This window comes from Bradyrhizobium oligotrophicum S58 (assembly GCF_000344805.1).
Classification (GTDB): domain Bacteria; phylum Pseudomonadota; class Alphaproteobacteria; order Rhizobiales; family Xanthobacteraceae; genus Bradyrhizobium; species Bradyrhizobium oligotrophicum.
Genome location: NC_020453.1, coordinates 476,192 through 494,277, shown reverse-complemented (window position 1 = coordinate 494,277; position 18,086 = coordinate 476,192). Strand labels below are relative to the sequence as shown.

The 18,086-nt window shown below is 66.8% G+C and carries 16 protein-coding genes; 4 read left to right on the top strand and 12 right to left on the bottom strand.

Features of this window, described 5'->3' with window-relative positions:
* The 3 genes from S58_RS02315 to S58_RS02305 form a co-directional block, all read right to left on the bottom strand.
* Nucleotides 1-1,155, bottom strand: coding sequence for a glycosyltransferase (locus S58_RS02315; protein ID WP_042338579.1), 1,155 nt, complete (start codon nt 1,153-1,155; stop codon nt 1-3).
* A 332-nt stretch (nt 1,156-1,487) separates the two neighbouring features.
* Nucleotides 1,488-2,180, bottom strand: coding sequence for a DUF2848 domain-containing protein (locus S58_RS02310; RefSeq protein ID WP_015663619.1), 693 nt, complete (start codon nt 2,178-2,180; stop codon nt 1,488-1,490).
* A 70-nt stretch (nt 2,181-2,250) separates the two neighbouring features.
* Nucleotides 2,251-3,576 (bottom strand): DUF3422 domain-containing protein, encoded by a 1,326-nt coding sequence (locus S58_RS02305; protein WP_015663618.1) that lies wholly within the window; start codon nt 3,574-3,576, stop codon nt 2,251-2,253.
* Nucleotides 3,577-4,808: 1,232 nt separating this feature from the next.
* Here S58_RS02305 and S58_RS02300 point away from each other — a divergent pair.
* Complete coding sequence (locus S58_RS02300) at nt 4,809-6,113, top strand: PQQ-dependent sugar dehydrogenase (RefSeq protein ID WP_015663616.1); 1,305 nt, start codon at nt 4,809-4,811, stop codon at nt 6,111-6,113.
* A gap of 80 nt (nt 6,114-6,193) precedes the next feature.
* A complete protein-coding gene (locus S58_RS38345) occupies nt 6,194-6,367 on the top strand; it encodes a hypothetical protein (protein WP_015663615.1) in 174 nt (57 codons plus the stop codon).
* Nucleotides 6,368-6,649: 282 nt separating this feature from the next.
* On the opposite strand, the gene S58_RS02295 is transcribed toward S58_RS38345, so the two are convergent.
* Entirely contained in the window at nt 6,650-7,528 is an 879-nt protein-coding gene (locus S58_RS02295) for an NAD-dependent protein deacetylase (RefSeq protein ID WP_015663614.1), read from the bottom strand.
* A gap of 45 nt (nt 7,529-7,573) precedes the next feature.
* On the opposite strand from S58_RS02295, the gene S58_RS38340 reads away from it, so the two are divergent.
* A complete protein-coding gene (locus S58_RS38340; protein ID WP_015663613.1) occupies nt 7,574-7,729 on the top strand; it encodes a hypothetical protein in 156 nt (51 codons plus the stop codon).
* 4 nt (nt 7,730-7,733) lie between these two features.
* Here the strand turns inward: S58_RS38340 and S58_RS02290 are convergent, their stop codons facing one another.
* The 5 genes from S58_RS02290 to S58_RS02270 are packed head-to-tail and all read right to left on the bottom strand — an operon-like array spanning nt 7,734 to nt 12,411.
* Nucleotides 7,734-8,639: an allantoinase PuuE gene (locus tag S58_RS02290; protein ID WP_015663612.1), complete on the bottom strand. Its 906-nt coding sequence runs from the start codon at nt 8,637-8,639 to the stop codon at nt 7,734-7,736.
* A 4-nt stretch (nt 8,640-8,643) separates the two neighbouring features.
* Complete coding sequence (locus tag S58_RS02285; RefSeq protein ID WP_015663611.1) at nt 8,644-9,444, bottom strand: ABC transporter permease; 801 nt, start codon at nt 9,442-9,444, stop codon at nt 8,644-8,646.
* Nucleotides 9,441-10,307: an ABC transporter permease gene (locus tag S58_RS02280; RefSeq protein ID WP_015663610.1), complete on the bottom strand. Its 867-nt coding sequence runs from the start codon at nt 10,305-10,307 to the stop codon at nt 9,441-9,443. The genes S58_RS02285 and S58_RS02280 overlap by 4 nt, the downstream gene beginning before the upstream one ends.
* Nucleotides 10,304-11,380 carry an ABC transporter ATP-binding protein gene (locus S58_RS02275; protein ID WP_015663609.1) on the bottom strand — a complete coding sequence of 359 codons (1,077 nt, stop codon included), beginning with the start codon at nt 11,378-11,380 and terminating at the stop codon, nt 10,304-10,306. The genes S58_RS02280 and S58_RS02275 overlap by 4 nt, the downstream gene beginning before the upstream one ends.
* Complete coding sequence (locus S58_RS02270; protein ID WP_015663608.1) at nt 11,377-12,411, bottom strand: extracellular solute-binding protein; 1,035 nt, start codon at nt 12,409-12,411, stop codon at nt 11,377-11,379. The genes S58_RS02275 and S58_RS02270 overlap by 4 nt, the downstream gene beginning before the upstream one ends.
* A gap of 199 nt (nt 12,412-12,610) precedes the next feature.
* Between S58_RS02270 and S58_RS02265 the strand changes: the two genes are divergently transcribed.
* Complete coding sequence (locus tag S58_RS02265) at nt 12,611-13,351, top strand: GntR family transcriptional regulator (RefSeq protein WP_015663607.1); 741 nt, start codon at nt 12,611-12,613, stop codon at nt 13,349-13,351.
* Nucleotides 13,352-13,370: 19 nt separating this feature from the next.
* Here S58_RS02265 and S58_RS02260 read toward each other — a convergent pair whose 3' ends face one another.
* From S58_RS02260 to S58_RS02250, 3 genes are all read right to left on the bottom strand, one after another.
* Entirely contained in the window at nt 13,371-15,008 is a 1,638-nt protein-coding gene (locus tag S58_RS02260; protein ID WP_015663606.1) for a hypothetical protein, read from the bottom strand.
* Nucleotides 15,009-15,010: 2 nt separating this feature from the next.
* Entirely contained in the window at nt 15,011-16,519 is a 1,509-nt protein-coding gene (locus S58_RS02255) for a bifunctional class I SAM-dependent methyltransferase/glycosyltransferase family 2 protein (RefSeq protein ID WP_015663605.1), read from the bottom strand.
* Between the two features lie 600 nt (nt 16,520-17,119).
* The gene (locus tag S58_RS02250; protein WP_042338576.1) at nt 17,120-17,617 is read right to left on the bottom strand and encodes a YchJ family protein; all 498 of its coding nucleotides are present in this window, start codon (nt 17,615-17,617) and stop codon (nt 17,120-17,122) included.
* Nucleotides 17,618-18,086 lie beyond the last annotated feature (469 nt).

The following is an 18,086-nucleotide window of genomic DNA, read 5'->3' as shown; positions in this document are numbered from 1 at the left end:
CTACGCAATCAGCCGCGTCGCGCGGCCCTGGTGTCCCGCACGGAAATTGTCGACCTCCTCGTTGACCGCCGCGACGAACTGGCTGCGGAAGCGATCGGCCGAGAAGAAGCCGGCGCGCTGGCGGCAATCGAGACGCGAGATCGACTTCTCCCTGGCGACGAACGACCGCACGCAAGTCGCGATCGCCTCGGGCTCGGGAGACTCGAAGAACATGCCGGTCGGGCGCGGTCCGGTCGTCAGGATCGATTCGCGCGCCCCGCCGCGGCCCAGCGCCAGAACCGGAGCGCCTTCGGACTGTGCCTCGACCGGGATGATGCCGAAATCCTCTTCCGCCGCGAACACGAAGGCGCGGGCGGTGGTCATGAGGTCGCGGAGTTGCTTGTCGGGCACGAAGCCGGCGAACTTGACGTTCGGCCCCGCGATGGATTTCAGCCGCGCGGCCTCCGGGCCGTCGCCGGCCACGACCAGCTCGAGATCCGGCATGGTGTTGAAGGCGCGCACGATCGGCTCGATGCGCTTGTAGGGCACGAGCCGGCTCGCAGCGAGAAAGTGGTTGCCGACGGGGAGGATCGCGGCGCGCTGCGCGATCGTCACTGGCGGGTAGATCACCTTGGCGTCGCGGCCGTAGATCTTCTTGATGCGGCGGGCGACGAATTGCGAATTGGTGAATATGGCGTCCGGACCGTGGGCGGTGCGGGCGTCCCAGATTCGCATCTTGTGCAACAGCGCGCGGGCGATCAGGCCCTTCACGCCGGTGGCGTAGCCGCTCTCCTGAAGATATTGGTGCTGCAGATCCCAGGCATAGCGCATCGGCGAATGCACATAGGCGATGTGCAGCTGCTCCGGCCCGGTCAGCACGCCCTTGGCCACCGCGCAGCTCGAGGAGATCACGAGATCATAGCTCGACAGGTCGAGTTGCTCGATGGCGAGCGGCATCAGCGGCAGATAGGAGCGGTGGTACTTCCGCAGCAGCGGCATCTTCTGCAGGAAGCTGGTCCGCGATGTCTCGAATCCGAGCTTGGCGCGGTCCTCGGGACGGAGCAGGTCGAACAGCGTGAAGACATCGGCGCCGGGATAGCAGCGCAAGATCTCCTGCAGGACCTTCTCGGCGCCGCCGAGAACGTAAAGCCAATCGTGGACGATCGCGACGCGCATCGCACTCTCCCAATTCCCGGGGTATTTGAACAAACCCTTAAGGGAGACGTTCACGCGCACAAACCCGATCCTAAACTTCTAGTTAATCGCCCTTGCCCTCCGACCCGTCGAATGCGCAATGATCAGGTAAGGATCGGTTAAGGATGTTCCAACCGCTTCGCGTCTCATGTTGCGACATGCGTGCCGGACCAGAACGACGAACAAAGCCATGGTCTCGCTTCGGCACACTCCGACACGCTAGGCCAGCTTGCTTAACAGGCCCTTGCCGCGACGACGCGCCGCGGCTCTTCGTTAACGCTCTCACGCCGCACGCGATCGTGATCGCGCCTCCGTCAGCCGGCGATGAGCAACGGCGTGACTGCGTAGCCATGGCGGATCACACGGTCGAGCACGGGATCGGCCAGCTCGAACTCGAAGCGGTCGGCGGGGCGGATGCCGCCCTTGGCCGCGAAGGTGCCACCGAACATCGCGGTGCCCTCGGGCAGGCCGGCATCGCCGTAGCGGCGCGCGATCAGGTCGGATGGCGCCAGCATGCCGCTCAGCGCGCCCTCCTGATACAGGACCCGCTCGCCGTCGATGGTCGCGTAGGCGCGCAGCAGCAGCTGGTCCCAATGCGCGGCGACGTCGTCGACCAGCCACAGCTCGGGCGCGACCGGCTTGTCGCACATCTGCTTGGAGACGGTGATGTTGTAGGTCTCGACCTTGCGGTCGGTGTGATCGGAGCCGACGCCGACCAGCAGCCGGCCGCCGGATTTCACCAGCACGAACTCGACCTCGCCGGAGGAGTCGCCGCCGCTGACCTCGATGCTCTCGGCCGTCGTCAGCCGGCTGGCCGCGACCTCGTAGTAGATCGGCGTCGTCGCGGGTCGGGCGATGCCGAGCTCCTCCAGTTCGGCGATGTGCTTGTCGCGCGCGACCGGATCGCGCCCGGTCCAGCCGGCGATGACGAGGCGGCTCAGCGCGATCGTCTGCCGCGAAGCCTCGCCGCTTGCGTGAACCAGGAATTCGATTGCCGTTCCGCTCATCGTCTCATCGCCTCTTCATGACCAGCCCGCCGCTTAGCCGCCTCGCCGCGCGCTGGCAAGCACCCGACCTTCACTCCTTGCCCACCTTCTCCGCCTCATGGTCTTCCTTCAGATGCCGCTTGCGGATCTGGTGCGTGGTGAACCAGATCAGCGCGATCGCGACCGGCACGAAGGCGGCGGTGGCGAAGGTCGGTTCGACCGGCAGGCCGATGTCGTGGGCGCCCTTGGCGAGATAGCCGAACAGGCTGACGACGTAGTAGCCGATCGCGGCCACCGACAGTCCTTCGACCGTGCTCTGCAGCCGCAGCTGCAGCTTGGTGCGCTCGTTCATCGAGCGCAGCAGGTCGCGGTTCTGCTCCTCCAGCTCGACGTCGACGCGGGTGCGCAGGAGATCCGCGGCGCGCGCCAGCTTGCGCGACAGCTCGGACTGCCGGCCTTCCAGAGCGTTCAAGGTGCGCATCGCCGGCGCAATGCGGCGGGCGAGGAACGACGACCAGCTCGAATAGGGCGCGATCGGCTCGCCCTCGATCACGTTGAGCCGCGCCTGCACCAGGTCGTAATAGGCGCGGCTGGCGCCGAAGCGAAACAGCGTGCCGGTGGCGCCGCGCTCTAGCGACGCGGCGAGCTCGGTCAGCTCGGTGAGCAGATGGTTGTTGAGCTTGAGCGTCTCGGCGCCCTGCATCTCCTCCAGCACCTCGCCGAGCCGCCGCTCGATGCGGTCAACCTGCGGCGCCAGCTCCAGCGCAGCGGGCAGGCCGAGCAGCGCCAAGGTGCGATAGGTCTCGAGCTCGAGCACGCGCTGCACCAGCGCGCCGAGCCGCTCCGGCGTCGGGCCCTCGATGCACACCAGGATGCGGGTGAAGCCGTCCTCGTCGAGGCGGAAGTCGGAGGCGACCGCGCCGCTGGAGCCCTTGACCGCGACCAGCGCGAGACTGGTCTTGTCGAACACGGCCTCGGCGCGCGCCAGCGGATCGGCGACGCTCTCGACCTCGAGCTTGACCGCGACCAGCAGCTCGCCGGCCTGCGGCAGCGCCGATATCAGCGTCTTCAACTCCGGCGCGATCGCGCCGAAGCGCCGCGGCGGCGCGGCGTCCGGCGGGCTCCAGATCCAGGTCAGGGTGGCGAATTCGGCGTGCTGCTCCCAGCGCAGCCGCGCCGCGCCGACGACGAGCTGATGATGCTTGACCCCGGGCTCCGGCGGCGGCGCGCCGTGCTGCGCACAGAACGCGGCGAGACTGGCGCGATCGGCCACGGCGCTGTCGCCTTTGGCCATGAAGGCGAAGCGGATCACCGACACCGGCTGCGTCAGCGGCGTGAACGGCCGCGCATGCACCTCGTTGAGCACGCTCTCGCGCAGCGCATGTGGCGTGAAGGCGGACATGTCGAGCGCGGTCATCGGCAGAGTCCGGGCGTGGCAGCGAGGGATATTGAGGCAGCGATGTGCGTCGTCGTAGGGCTTGCCGTCGACACACCCGATACCAGCGACGCAACCGCGCCTGGAACGATCAACCCCATCATGCCGCTATCCGCCTCCTCTTGCTCTCCGCCGCGCGACTCCCGCACGCCGCACGTCTCGTCGCCACTGTAGCGCAATTCAATGACGGCGCCACGGCTGCGGCGACGGCGCGCCGGTGATGTCGTCACTGCAATCTCCCCTGCCTCCTCGTTTGAGCCCGCCTCACGCGGCGAGCACGGTGTACCTCGCCCCGCCTGCGGGGAGAGGTCGGATCGCATCGCCAGATGCGATCCGGCTGAGGGGGTACAGGTCTCACCACATACACTTCCCGTGCGGCTGCCCCTCACCCCAACCCTCTCCCCGCAAGAGCGGGGCGAGGGAGCGCACCGCCCGCGTCGCGAGAGAGCGGCTCACATTGTCGACCCACACATTGGATGATCGCACCAGCCGCGCAGACGCTGATAGGTCGCATCGCCTACCATTCCCCCGGACACACCAAAACCTCCCGCAGCGCTTCCGCACCCGAGATCATGCTCATCAAAGCCCCCCGAGAATGCCGAGGGCGCAGGGAAGGCCGGACCTCGACTGAGGCCCGTGGCCCCCGTGCGGAAAAATTGCACGGGGCAGGAACCACAGGTCAGCCGGACAGCCCGGCCCTCCCTGCGCGATGGGTTTAACGTCTGCTCCGTGCTCTCCCCGGGGACCGGGCTTGTTTGCCCCCGTCATCAGCGCGACACGTCATGTCACGCCGACTTAGCGCCAGCATCGGGGCGCCAGGACCACACGGCTTGAACGTCCGCAAGCTGCCAATCGTCCAGCGCAAAAGCACCTGACAGGCCCGCGGCCACCGCTCCCCGCCTCTACGTATCGTGACGACGCGTACGCCCCTCTGCATGAGGACGGGATGCGCGGATAAGATCATGATTTCGGAAAAATAGCAAGAGAGAAATTGCAGCCGGCGAATTTGGACTGACATGGTAGGCGCGATTGCGGCGCGCGGGAGGGAGCGCTGGCAGCTCGCTTGATGGCTGGCGTACGCCTCAGGTTCCGCAGCCCCCATCCGCGGCGCACGCAGTTGTCACGGTGGGCGTGGTAGATCATAACGGCTTGGTCTTTTTGTCATCGCCCGATGGCCGCTCACCACATCCGTCTGCCCCAGCCCAAGGACTCCCATGACAACCCTCTCTTCCATCGTCGCGCGCGGTGTCGCGCTGGTTGGCAATGCGGCGCTGCAGTGGCGCAAGTTGCAGGGGGAGACGCCGCAGCCGGCGTGGGGGGCGCAGCCGCAGATTCCGGTGGCCAAGCCGCAGGGGATGCTGCCGACCTTGAAGATGCCGACGGCGCGCGGCTGGAAGGACGGCGAGACGCCGGTGGCGGCGGCGGGACTCAAAGTGAACGCCTTCGCCACCGGGCTCGACCATCCGCGCTGGATCTATGTGATGCCGGACAGATCGGTGCTGATCGCCGAGGCGACGCAGGTGCCGAGCCCGGTGCGCAACATGTTCGGCTATGCGATGCAGGCGACGATGCGCCGCGCCGCTGCGCTGGGCGTCAGCGCCAACCGCATCACCCGACTGGTCGATGCCGATGGCGACGGCACCGCCGAGCGCCGCAATGCGTTCATGGAGAACCTGAGCCAGCCGTTCGGCATGGCGCTGGTCGGCGACACCTTCTATGTCGGCAACACCGACGGCATCGTCGCCTTCCCCTATGCCCAAGGCGCGGAGCGCATCACCGCGCAGGGCAAGCAACTGACCCACTTCAAGCCGGGCGGGCACTGGACGCGCAGCCTGCTGGTCAGCCCCGACGGCAGCAAGCTCTACGCCGGCGTCGGCTCGCTCACCAACATCGCCGAGCAGGGTTTTGCCGTCGAGGAGGGCCGCGCCTGCGTCTATGAGCTGGACATTGTGAGCGGGCAGTCGCGTATCTTCGCCGGCGGCCTGCGCAACGCGGTGGGGCTGGCGTTCGAGCCGACGACGAAGGTGCTGTGGACCGTCGTCAACGAGCGCGACGGGCTCGGCGACGAGACCCCGCCGGACTATCTCACGTCCGTGCGCGAGGGCGGCTTCTATGGCTGGCCGTATTGCTATTGGGGCAAGACGGTCGACGACCGCGTGCCGCAGGACCCTGCGCAGGTCGCGACCGCGCTGACGCCGGACTACGCGCTCGGCGGACACACCGCCTCGCTCGGCCTGTGCTGGCTGCCGGCAGGCACCCTGCCCGGGTTTCCGGATGGCATGGTGATCGGCCAGCACGGCTCGTGGAACCGCAGCAAGCTGTCCGGCTATCGCGTGGTGTTCATCCCGTTCGAGAACGGCAAGCCGTCGGGCCCGGCGCGCGACATTTTGTCCGGCTTCCTCGCACCCGACGAGAGCTTCTCCTATGGCCGCCCGGTCGGCGTGACGCTGGGTCCGGATGGCGCGCTGCTGGTCGCGGACGACGTCGGCAACTGCATCTGGCGCGTGACGGGGGCCTAAGGCTGGGAACAGGATGGCCGGAACCATCCACCGCCCGGCTCCGTTGTCGCTCACAACGGGAGAGTCCCGAGGAGAGCGTCATGGCCGACAATGTCAATCCGAACCAGAAGCAGCCCGGCGAGAAGCAGGAAGGGCAGTATCACTACAATCCCGGCAATCAGTCCGGCAAGACGGTGGATGTGGTGAAGCCGGAAGACGAGCAGGTCAACAACAAGGACCGCATCGAGAACCGCGAGCGCCCGCAATCGCGATGAGTTGCGCGCGCGTGTAAGCCGAGCTTTAGCGCCAAAGACGGTGAGCTCCCTCGCCCCGTTCTTACGGGGTCGCGACGAGTTCGCTCGCGCTGAGAGGGTTGGGGTGAGGGCAGCCGCGCGAGTGGTGTATTTGGTGAGACCTGTCCCCCCTCACCCGGATTGCATCTTTCGATGCAATCCGACCTCTCCCCGCAAGCGGGGCGAGGTGCACTGAGCAGGCGGCGAGAGCTTCCGTCTCACTCACTCGAGTTCATCACTGCTCACTCGCGTGTCGTACTCGCCCTACCCCTCCAGCAAAAACGCCAGCGCCTCATCGCATGGCGCCTCCACCTTCAGCGACAGCAGATCATCCGCGCGTGTGCGGCCGAGATTGACGGCGGCGATGGGGATGGCGCGGTCGGCGGCGGCGCGGACGAAGCGGAAGCCGGAATAGACCATCAGCGAGGTGCCGACCACGAGCATGGCGTCGGCCTTATCGACATGATCGCGCGCCGTGGCGACGACCTCGCGCGGCACGGTCTCGCCGAAGAACACCACATCCGGCTTGAGAATGCCGTCGCAGCCATGGCAGGCCGGCACGACGAAATCAGCGAAATTCACGCCGTCGAGATCGGCGTCACCATCGGGCGCATCAGTTGCATCGTGCGCAAGCCAATGCGGATTGACGCTGCTGAGGTCGTCCTGGAACGCGGCCCGCGCGAGCGTCTCGCCGCAACCGAGGCAGCGCACGCGATCCAGCCGTCCATGCAGATCGATGACGTTGCTGGTGCCGGCGGCCTGGTGCAGCCGGTCGACATTCTGCGTCACCAGCAGCGAGCAGCGGCCCTGCGCTTCCAGCTGCGCCAGCGCGTGATGCGCGCCGTTCGGCTGTGCGCGGCCGAAACGCCGCCAGCCGACCATGCTGCGTGCCCAGTAGCGGCGGCGCGTCTCCTCGCTGCCGATGAAGGCCTGGTAGGTCACCGGCGGCGTGCGCTTCCACTGCCCGTCGGTGTCGCGGTAATCGGGAATGCCGGAATTGGTGCTGCAGCCGGCGCCGGTCAGCACGACGATGCGGCTGTGACTGTCGATAAAGGATTTCAGCGCGAGAGGGTCGACCATGACGCAGATGTAGGTGACGGAGCCGGCCTGCGCCAGTCCGCCGCAGCCTTGCGCTGACAGCATGAACCATTGCGCGGGCCCGGTCTTATCCTCGCGGGAGGACGATCCATGACACCACGCAACGGACATGACCGCGGAGTTTGGCCGCTCGATACCGAGGAGCGGGATGGCACGCCGATCGACGACGAGCGCGACCTCGCGACCGGCGAGGGCGGCACCATCGAGGTGCCGCTGATGGATGAGGACATCGCCAACGACGACTGACGCCTCACGACACCGGCGGCACGGTCACCAGCCAGTGCCGGGCGATATCGGCGCGCGGGGCGATCCAGGCGGTGCCGCTCGACGTGACATGCGCGAGGATACGGTCGAGCGCGCCGATCCGGCCGGGGCGGCCGATCATGCGCAGATGCAGCCCGATCGAGAGCATCTTCGGCGCTGTCTCGCCCTCGCGCACGAGCCAGTCGAAGGCGTCGATGACGTAGTCGGCGAAGTCGGCGCCGCGGAAGCGCGAGCCATTGAAGAATTGCATGTCGTTGCTGTCGAAGGCGTAGGGCAGCACCAGATGCGGCCGGCCGCCGACAGCGACGTAATACGGCAGGTCGTCATTGTAGGCGTCGCTGTCGTAGAGGAAGCCGCCCTGCTCGACCAGCAGCCGACGTGTGTGGAGCGAGCTCGCCGAGCGCGTGTGCCAACCAAGCGGCGGTTTGCCGGTGACGCGCTGGATCGTCTCGACGGAGCGCGCGATGATCTCGCGCTCTTCCGTCTCGCTCATGCCGGCATGGCTCTGCCAGCGCCAGCCATGCGCCGACACCTCGTGGCCGCGCGCGACCGCATCACAAGCGAGTTCCGGCGAGCGCTCCACCGCACGGCCGCAGGCGCTGACCGTCACCTTGACGCCGTGCGTGTCGAACAGGTCCATGATGCGCCACCACGCGGCGCGCGTGCCGTATTCGAAATGGCTGTCGATGCAGGGGTCCGGTCCGTCGAGCCGGTGCACGACCTCGTAGATCGCCTCGTTGCCGGCATCGCCGTCTGACACCGAGAACTCCGAGCCCTCCTCGAAATTCACCACCAGCGACACCGCGACGCGGGCGTCGTTCGGCCAGCGCGGATGCGGGGGCTGGCCGGCATAGCCCCGGAGATCGCGATGTGCGGCAGGCGGTGAGCTCATCCTGTCAATCCCCAGTTCCGGCCATGCGATGCAGGCCGACCAGGCGATCGCTGATCAGCAGCAGCACCAAGGTGCCGGCGAGAATGAGGGTGGAGAGCGCGGCCAAGGTCGGATCGGGCGCCTCCTCGATATATTGCAGCATGCGGATCGGCAACGTCTTCGAGCGCACATCGGTGAGGAAGATCGAGACTGGATAGTTGTCGAACGAGGCCAGCAGGCTGAACAGGCCGGCGATCAGGAACGACGGCGCCAGCGCCGGCACCATGACGCGCAGCACGCCGCCGGCATAGGTGCAGCCGAGCGTACGCGCGGCTTCGACCAGGGTGAAGTCGAAACGTGAAAGACCTGCGATCATGGTGCGCGCGACGTAAGGAAGGGTCACCACGAGATGCGCGACGAGCAGCGCGCTCCAAGTGGCCGTGAAGCCGATCATGCGGAAATACTGCAGCAGCGCGATGCCGAGCACGAGGCCGGGCATCATCAAGGGCGACACCAGCAGCGTGCCCAGCGCTGTCGCGCCCGGCAGCCTGCCACGGGCGATCGCGATGGCCGCGAGTGTGCCGGCGACCAGCGACAACGCGGTCGACAAGACTGCGATCTGCAGCGACAACGACAGCGACGGCCAGAAGCCGTCGAGCCGGCCGATGCGGCCGTACCAGCGCAGCGATGCGCCTGACAGCGGCAGGTCGAACACCGGCGTCGGCGAAAAACTTGCGGCGGCGATCACGATCAACGGCAGCACCAGGAACAGCGCCAGCCCGATCGCAAGCACCCAGCAGATGACGGCTGCAACGCGCGATATCATTTGGGCTCCCGCGACAATAGCGTACTGAGCGCAACCACGATCACGGCGATCGCCAGCAGCACGACGCCGGCGGCGGCGCCGAAGCCGGGCTCGCGCGCCAGCAGATAGGCCTTGGCGATGGTGGTGGCGAGCGTCGGATATTTCTCGCCGATCAGGAGCATCGGAACGACATAGGCCGACACCGACAGCGAGAACACCAGCGCCACGCCGGCGATGATGCCGGGCAGAGTCAGCGGCAGGATGACACGGAAGAAGACGACAATGGGCGAGGCGCCGAGCGTCGCAGCGGCCTCGGCGTAGCGGCCGTCGAGCTGCGCCACCACGGCGTAGATCGGCAGCACCATGAACGGCAGGAAGATGTTGACGGCACCTGTGATCAGCGCGGTCTGGGTGAAGATCATGCGGATCGGATCCTCGATGATCCCGAGCGTGATCAGCACCGTGTTGATGAGGCCGTCGCCGCGCAAGAGGATGGTCCAGGCGAACGCCTTGACGATGACCGAGGCCGCAAGCGGCAGGAACAGCGTCGCCAGCAGCGTCGAGCGCAACGGCCCGCGGGCGCGGGCGAGGGCAAAGGCGGCGGGATAGGAGACGAGAAACGCGATCAGGGTCGTCAGCAGGCCGAGCCGCAGCGAATTCCAGATCACGCCGAGATAATAGGGCGTGCCGAGCAGCCTCGTGTAGTTCGCCGAATTGATGCCGCCCTTGGCATCGAGCACGCTGACGCCGAGCAGCAGCGCCAGCGGCAGCACGAACACCAGCGCAATGATCAGCATGGAAGGTGCGATGAAGCCGAATGCGGCCAGCCGCTCGCGATCCGGCGCGGGCTTGACGACAGGCGCCGACAGCACGGCCTCGGTCATGATGAGGCCTCCGCGGCGAAGGCGAAGGTCTCGGACACCGGCCAGGCGAAGCGGACCTCGTCGTGCACCCGCGGCACCTCCGCCTCGCGTCCCGACAGCTCGGCGAGCAGGCTCGCACCGGCGCCGGCATCGACGTCGACCAGCGTCCGCGAGCCCTGGAACACGACCGAGCGCACCCGGCCGCTCGCCGCATTCGCGCCGGCCTCCGTGCCAAGACGCAGCTGCTCCGGCCGCGTCGCCACGATCACCGAGGCGCCGGGCTGGAACGCGCCACGCGCCGACAGCCGGCCGACCGGAGTGACCACCTCGACCGTACCGTCCTGAATCCCGACGACCTGGCCCAAGATGCGCGTCGACAATCCGACGAAATTGAGCGCGAACAGGCTTGCCGGACGTGCGTAGAGCTCGCGCGGCGCGGCCAGCTGCTCGATGCGGCCCTTGTTCATGACCGCGACGCGATCCGACATCGTCAGCGCCTCGTCCTGGTCGTGGGTGACAAAGATCGCGGTGGCCTTGACCTCCTGCAGCAGCCGGCGCAACTCGACCTGCATCTCCTCGCGCAGCTTGCGATCGAGCGCCGACAGCGCCTCGTCGAACAAGAGCACGTCCGGCTCGACCGCAATCGCGCGCGCCAACGCGACGCGCTGCTGCTGGCCGCCCGACAGCGCCGAGATGCGGCGGCCGCCGAGATGACCGAGCTTGACCAGCGACAATGCGCGCTGCACCGCGCGATCGATCTCGGCCTTCGGCGTGCCGCGCACCTTCAGCCCGAAGGCAACGTTGCCGGCGACGGTGAGATGCGGAAACAGCGCGTAGCTCTGGAACACCACGCCGACATTGCGCCGATGCGGCGGCACATGGGTGACGTCGCGCCCGGCGAGCGCGATCGTGCCGCTGTCTGGCGGCGCCAGCCCTGCAATCGCGCGCAGCAGCGTGGTCTTGCCGCAGCCGGACGGGCCGAGAAGCGTCACCAGCTCGCCGCGCCGGATCGTGAGATCAACGCGATCGAGCACGGTTGATGCGCCAAAACGCTTGGAGACTCCGCTGATGACGAGATGCGGCGCGGCGCTCATGTCATCTCCTTGCTCCAGCGGTCGACCCAGCCGGCGCGGTTCTTGGCGAAGAACGCCCAGTCCGGTGCGAACAGTTGTGCCGGATCAGGGAAGCCGGCGGGACGCGGCGTGCCCTGGTTGGTCGGTGCGACGAACGCCTTGTCGGCGAGGATGGTCTGCGCCTCCGGGCTGAGGAAGAAATCGATCACGGCATCGGCGACATCACCGGCCGGGCCGTTCGTCACCTTGGCGATGCCGGAGGGCATGGCGAAGCCGCCATCTGCGGGGATCGCGAGATCGACCGGCGAGCCGTCGGCTTTGCGGATCAAGGTGTAGGCGGAGAACTGGCCGCCGATCATCCACGCCTCGCCCTGCTCGAGCAGATTGATGGCCTGCGGCGCATTCGTATAGACGTTCAGCAGATTGGCCTTGAGGCTCTTCACCTTCTTGAAGGCGGCGTCGATATCGTATTGCGCCTCCTTGTAGGGCTTGCCGGTCTCGAGATGCGCAGCCGCGAGCAGGGTCCAGAAGCCCTCGGTGTTGGACAGCGACGGCACGATGATCTTGGACTCGTATTTCGCGTCCCACAGATCGGCCCAGCTCACCGGCGCCGTCTTCATGCGCTTGCTGGAATAGGCGATGCCGGCCCAGGGCTTCTGGTAGTTGGCCCACAGGCCGTCCTGGTGCACGGCGCCGTCGACCAGTCTGCCGAGATTGGCAATGCTGGAGGACGACATTTTGGTGATCAACCCTTCGGCTGCCGCGGGCAGCATGACGGGATCGTCCATGATCACGACCGAGATCTTCGGACTGGCCTTGTCGGCCTGCATCTTCTGCAGATTGGTCAGCGAGTTGGTGCCCTCATAGAGCACCTTGCAGTCGAGCTTCTTCTCCAGGACCGGAAACAGATCGGCGTTGAAATATTTGGCGGCACCGGCGGGACCGCCGATCACGATCTCTTTCGGGGCGGCGCGCACCAGCGATGGCGCGGCAAAGGTGGCGGCAAAGGCCGCACCGGTCTTCAGCAGGCTGCGTCGGGAGAAGGGGTGCATGAGAGGATCCCGTGTGAGCTGTCGCGAGGCGTACGAACGAGGCTCAGCAAGCGACGTGCCAAATGTGCACATTTTTATATTTGGCTGTGGGATCAAGCGATTGAACATATTCTATTGCCGACCCACTGACCCCTGCGGAGCAGAATGTGCACATTTTTTGGAGGTGACGTGCCGCGGCTTTGGGCCTAGCTAAATCGCCATGGCGATGCGACCGCAGCGAATCGGGAAGGCCAATCCCGCCGAGGACGAGGCGGTGTATCAGGCCATTCTGCGCGCGCTCCTCGATGGCAAGCTGAGAGCCGGCACCAAGCTCGCCGAGACGCCGCTGGCCGCGATCTTCGGCGTTTCGCGCGAGCGCATCCGCAAGGTGCTGCACCGGCTCGGCGCCGAGCGGCGGCTGGAGATGATCCCGAACCGCGGCGCGCGGGTGCCGCGCCCGACGCTCGATGACGTCAGGCGGGTCTACGAGGCGCATCGCGTGCTCGAGGCCGGCGTGCTGAGCCAGCTGGTGCTGCGGATCGACGATCTGCTGCTCGCCCGGCTCGACGCACATCTGGCCGAAGAGCACGCGGCGGCACGGCGCGGCGATCGCGCGGCGTCGGTGCGGCTGTCGGGCGCATTCCATGTCCATCTCGTCGATTCCATCGGCAATGGCGAATTGTCGCGGATGCTCGCCGACCTGCTCAGCCGCTCCTCGGTGATGGTGTCGGTGTACGAGCCGGCGGCGCAATCGATCTGCGCGGTCGACGAGCACGGCGCGATCGTGGCGGCGCTGCGCGAGCGCGACCTGATGCGCGCGATCGCGGTGTCGCGCGAGCACTTCCTGCATGTCGAGGGCCGGCTGCGGCTCGACGAGTCCACGGCGCCGGACGGCGCCGATCTCGCGGCGATCTTCGCGCCGGTGAAGCCGCGCCGCAGGGTGCGATCGGGATCGTCGTGACGATCCCGACCCTCGGCCATCACATTCTCGGCGGGCTGTTCGGCGGCGCACACCAGGGCAGCGCCAGCCGAGGCATGTAGTAGCCGCGCCACTCGCAGACCTCCTCGGGCCCCTTGCGCTTGAGCGCCATCTTGACCGGCTCGGCCTGGCTGATCCCGACATGGAGCGCGAGCAGCGCCGCACCGATCGGATAGGCGAAGCGGGAGAAGCGCAGGTCCGACAGCTGATCGAGCAGGATCATCCCGGCGATGATGATCAGCGGATCGGTGAAGACGAAGTACTCGACCTTCAGCCCGCGCCGGACGCCGAGCGTGTCGATGCCGATGGCAGCGAGCATCAGGAGAATGGCCTGGAGAGCCACCTGCCGCTCACCGCGGCGCCAGGCCATGACGATGCCGGGGATGATCAGCCAGGTCAGGAACACCGTAGGCCGCGCCGACGGCTGCAGCACGAAGGTGTAGCGCCTGATGACCCCGAACAGCCCGGACAGCAACAGGCCGATCGCACCGCTCAGGCTGCCGGCGGCCTCGGGCGCGTCGACATAGGTGATCATCTTCTCCAGCGGATTGAGCACGACCACGACATCGTTGATGTCGTAGCTCAGAGTCAGCGCGAGCAGGCCGAGGCTTGCGCCGGCGATCACCGCCAGCAGCGCCGCAAGCGTCTCGGTTGCGCTCACGCGCCACAGCCACGCGAAAACGACCGTGCAGGCCGCGATCACGCCGATCAATGCGAACTGATAGACACCGAAGCGGCCGAGCAGCATCGGCTTGAGGCCGGCAGCCGTCGCATGGACCGGATCGAGGCCGGCGGCGATCAGGGGCCAGGCAGCGATCCCTGCGAGCAGCGCGGCGACCGCCGCGACCAGGACCGCGGCCCAGGCGCGCGGCGTGCGCCAGAACGCGACGCTGCCGCTCGTCGCCGTGCCGAACGGCAGCACCAGCACGGGAAGCGCGGCGATCAGGAGGATCGCATGGACCTTGTTCTCGAGGCCGAGCATGCAGAGCGCAGCTGCGAAGCCGATCGCGAGTGGCCGCCACGGCGTCGCGCGGCGCGCCACCAAGATCAGGATCATCAGCGCGAGCACGCAGAACGACGCGGCGATCATCTCGCTGCGCAGGATGCGCAGATGCATCTGCACGCCGCCGGAGAACGCAAAGGCGGTAACAGCGAGCAGGGCGATGCGCCAATCCGACACGAGCCGGCGCGCGGCCCAAGCAAAGGCCAGGATGATGCCGGCCGCCATCAGCAGCGCGGCGACGCGTCCGGCATGGACGGCACTGGTCATCGCCGCGTCGAAACCGGCGCGATCTGTGGGGATCGCCGACAACGTCCAGGCATCGAGCAGGCCAAGTCGATGCAGCAGCGCGAACCAGGTCTCGACCGAGAGGATGGTGAGATAGGCCGGATGATCGAAGAAGGCCTGCGCGCCGCCATCATTCATGGCGAGTGCGTTGTAGACCACCATGAAGTCCATGTCGGCATTGCGCCAATAGACGGTGAAATAGCCGACGATCAGGAACGACATGAGCGACAGCAGCAGCGCAGCCGCGACACCGCCGCGCCAGCCGAACGGCGTCAGGCGGTCGAGCGGGTCGCGTGGCGTGCCGGCTGTCGCGCGGGGAGAGGCGACGACCGCAGCGGCGCCGGTGGCCATCCTCAGATCGCCTTGATCTTGAAGAACGCGAACACGACCATCTTGAGCAGCATCCAGCCGTGGCGGAAGCGCGAGATCTGGGTCTCGCCGTAGCAGCGCGCGGCGTAGCGGATCGGCAGGTCGATCGACTTCAGGTTCAATTTCGAGGCGCCGAAGATCAGGTCGAAATCGCCGAACGGATCGAAATCGCCGAAATAGGCCTTGCCGGCCTTGAGCCTGACATAGTCGCTGCGGCGCAGCACCTTGGTGCCGCATAGGGTGTCGGTGTAGCGCTGGTTGAGCAGCCAGGAGAACAGATAGGAGAAGGTCTTGTTGGCGATCAGATTGAGGAAGCGCATCGCGCCCTCGTCCATCGGATAGACCAGCCGTGAGCCGTTGATGAACTCGCCCTTGCCGGAGCGCAGCGCATCGAAGAATTTCGGCAGTTGCTCCGGCGGCATCGTCAGGTCGGCATCGAGGATCATCAGCACGTCGCCGCGCGCGGCATCGAACGCGGTGAACACCGCGTCGGCCTTGCCCTTGCCGGGTTGGCGCATCAGCTTGATGTCGTGATCGGGGAACGCCGCACGCACCCGCTCCATCTCCTCATAGGTGCCGTCCTTGCTGTGGCCCTCGATGAAGATGATCTCGATATCCTTGCAGAATGCGGCGATGCGCTGCACCGCCGGCGCGATGTTGCCGCGCTCGTTGCGCGCGGGGATCACGACTGTCGCCGAGCGCACGTCGTCGGTCACGCAGCGCAGCGACCGCGACACCAGATAGTGCCGCAGCGCCAGCGCGCGCAGGCCCGGCAGCACGCTGAGAAAGCGGTTGGCGAAACGGCCGAGGCCGTACAGCCGCAGCGGCGACAGCACGCGCTGCTCGGACTTGACCGGATCGAAATCGGCGAGAACAGCGAGGTTGCGCAGGTCGGCCGGCGACAGCACGTTCTGCTCGGGCTGCGGCATACGCAGGCCCGCAGCTTCCGCCGCCTTCAGGAGCGGATACCAGAGGTGCGAGAAGTAGCCGATCACGAGCCGCGTCTCGCGCGTGCACAAAGGGTGCAGTTGTTCGATGAACTGCTGGCAGTCGTCGAGCGAGCCGATGGTGTCGAGCACCAGGATGACGTCGAATGGCCCGGTGACGGCGGCGAGCGTCGCCGGGTCCTCGGCATCGCCCACGACGAAGGTGAGCCCGGGATGCCGCGTGCGGGCGATCGCGATCTGCCTGTCGCTGAAATCGATGCCGACGCCGTAGGACGGCGCCAGCGACGCAAGCGTGTCGCCGAGGCCGCAGCCGATCTCCAGCACGCGACTGCCCGGCGGGATCAGGAAGCGCAGATAGCAGGCGTCCTCGCCGTGAAAGAAGGAGGCCTTGTCGCGCCAGCCGGCCCGCGCATCGGCAAAACGGTTGGCGTGGTCGAGGATGGCGGCCTTGCGCGGTGACAACGTTGTCGGCGCTGGCGCCTGCGTTGATGCGGCTCGCGGCTGCTCATGCTGGTCCTGCAGGACCTGACCGTCCAATTCCGCCACCTGATACCATCCTCGTTTGGAATCCCCCGCTCTCTAAGGCCAGCCGGGTTGGGCGGAGTCAAGGCCGCGCGGAGAGGTTCTCCGGGCTGCTCATCCAGCGCGACGAGCGCTTCAGCAACCCATCGAAACGAGGCAGCCGCAATCGTTCACGCGGCACGTTCGCGCCCGAGCTCTGCAATTCATTCGCGCTCTCAAGGTGCGAGGGCGCAGGGAAGGCCGGACCTCGACTGAGGCCCGTGGCCCGCCTGCAGAAAAAATGCAGGCGGCAGGTACCACAGGTCCAGCCGGACAGCCCGGCCCTCCCTGCGCGATAGTCTTAACGTCTGCTCCGTGCTCTCCCCGGGGACCGGCTTGGTTGCCCCCGTCATCAGCGCGACATGTCATGTCACGCGTACTTAGCGCCAGCGTCGGGGCGCCAGGACCACACGGCTTGAACGTCCGCAAGCTGCCAATCGTCCAGCGCAAAAGCACCTGACAAGCAAACGGCCACCGCTCCCCGCCTCAACGTATCGTGACGACGCGTACACCCCTTTGCATGAGGACGGGATGCGAGGATACAATCGCAATTTCTGCAAAACAGCAATTGAGATTTTAGACGGCTCAGCGTCCGCAGCAGAACTTATATTTCCTGCCGCTACCGCACGGGCACGGGTCATTGCGACCGACCTTCGCTGCACCGCCGCCGCGCTTGGGCTCCGAGACCACGGCGCGCGTGTCGCCCTCGACGAAGCGCCAGGCACCGTCGTCGTCGCGACGGAATTGCGACGTCTCGTGGTGCTCGATGGTCTTGCCGCCTTCGCGATAGGTGGCAACGAAGCTGACGACGCCGTCGGCGTCGCTCTCCTGTCCACGCGCGGTCGAGACGATGCGCAGGCCGAGCCACGTCGCCCGCGTCGCCCAACTCTTTGCCGCGACTGCATCGAACGCGTTGCGGCGGCTGGCCGCGAGCGTCGATGCGATGTAGCCGATATCGTCGCGCGTATAGGCCGTGTAGCGCGAGCGCATCAGCGCCTCGGCCGTCGGCGGCATCGCATCGCCAAGCAGATAAGGACCGCAGCAGCGGTCGAACGGAAGCTGTGATCCGCAGGGACATGGCATGAGTGAGGCTTAGCATCGATGCGTGGTGATGAACATCAAGGCGGCCGGCCGCGCATCAGCGCCGGCTGGTCGCGTCAGGACACGGACGGCTTCCCGCCGCCGCAAATCGATCGTATCGATCTGACGGCTCCGACCCGAACGGCCGAGATATCGCGACTTGACCATGACCGCTACGAGACGCGTCTTGACGGCGCTTGCGCTACTCACCGGGTTCGCCGGTGCCGCCGCTGCAACCCAGGATGCCCAGGTCCAGCGCGCCGTCTTTGCGGAAGGACGGCTCTGGCTACTCGGCAGTGGGGGGCGTCTGTCAAGTCCGGCTGAAGGCGGCGAACGGATCGACGTTGCGCCGGCGTGGGATTGCACGACTCGTTTGGCAGCTCCTCAGCATCACGTTCGGTTATCGCACATTGCATGAGGAGCATGTCCATTGGCTCGATCCTCACAACGGTGCTCACGCGCCGGTTGTGAC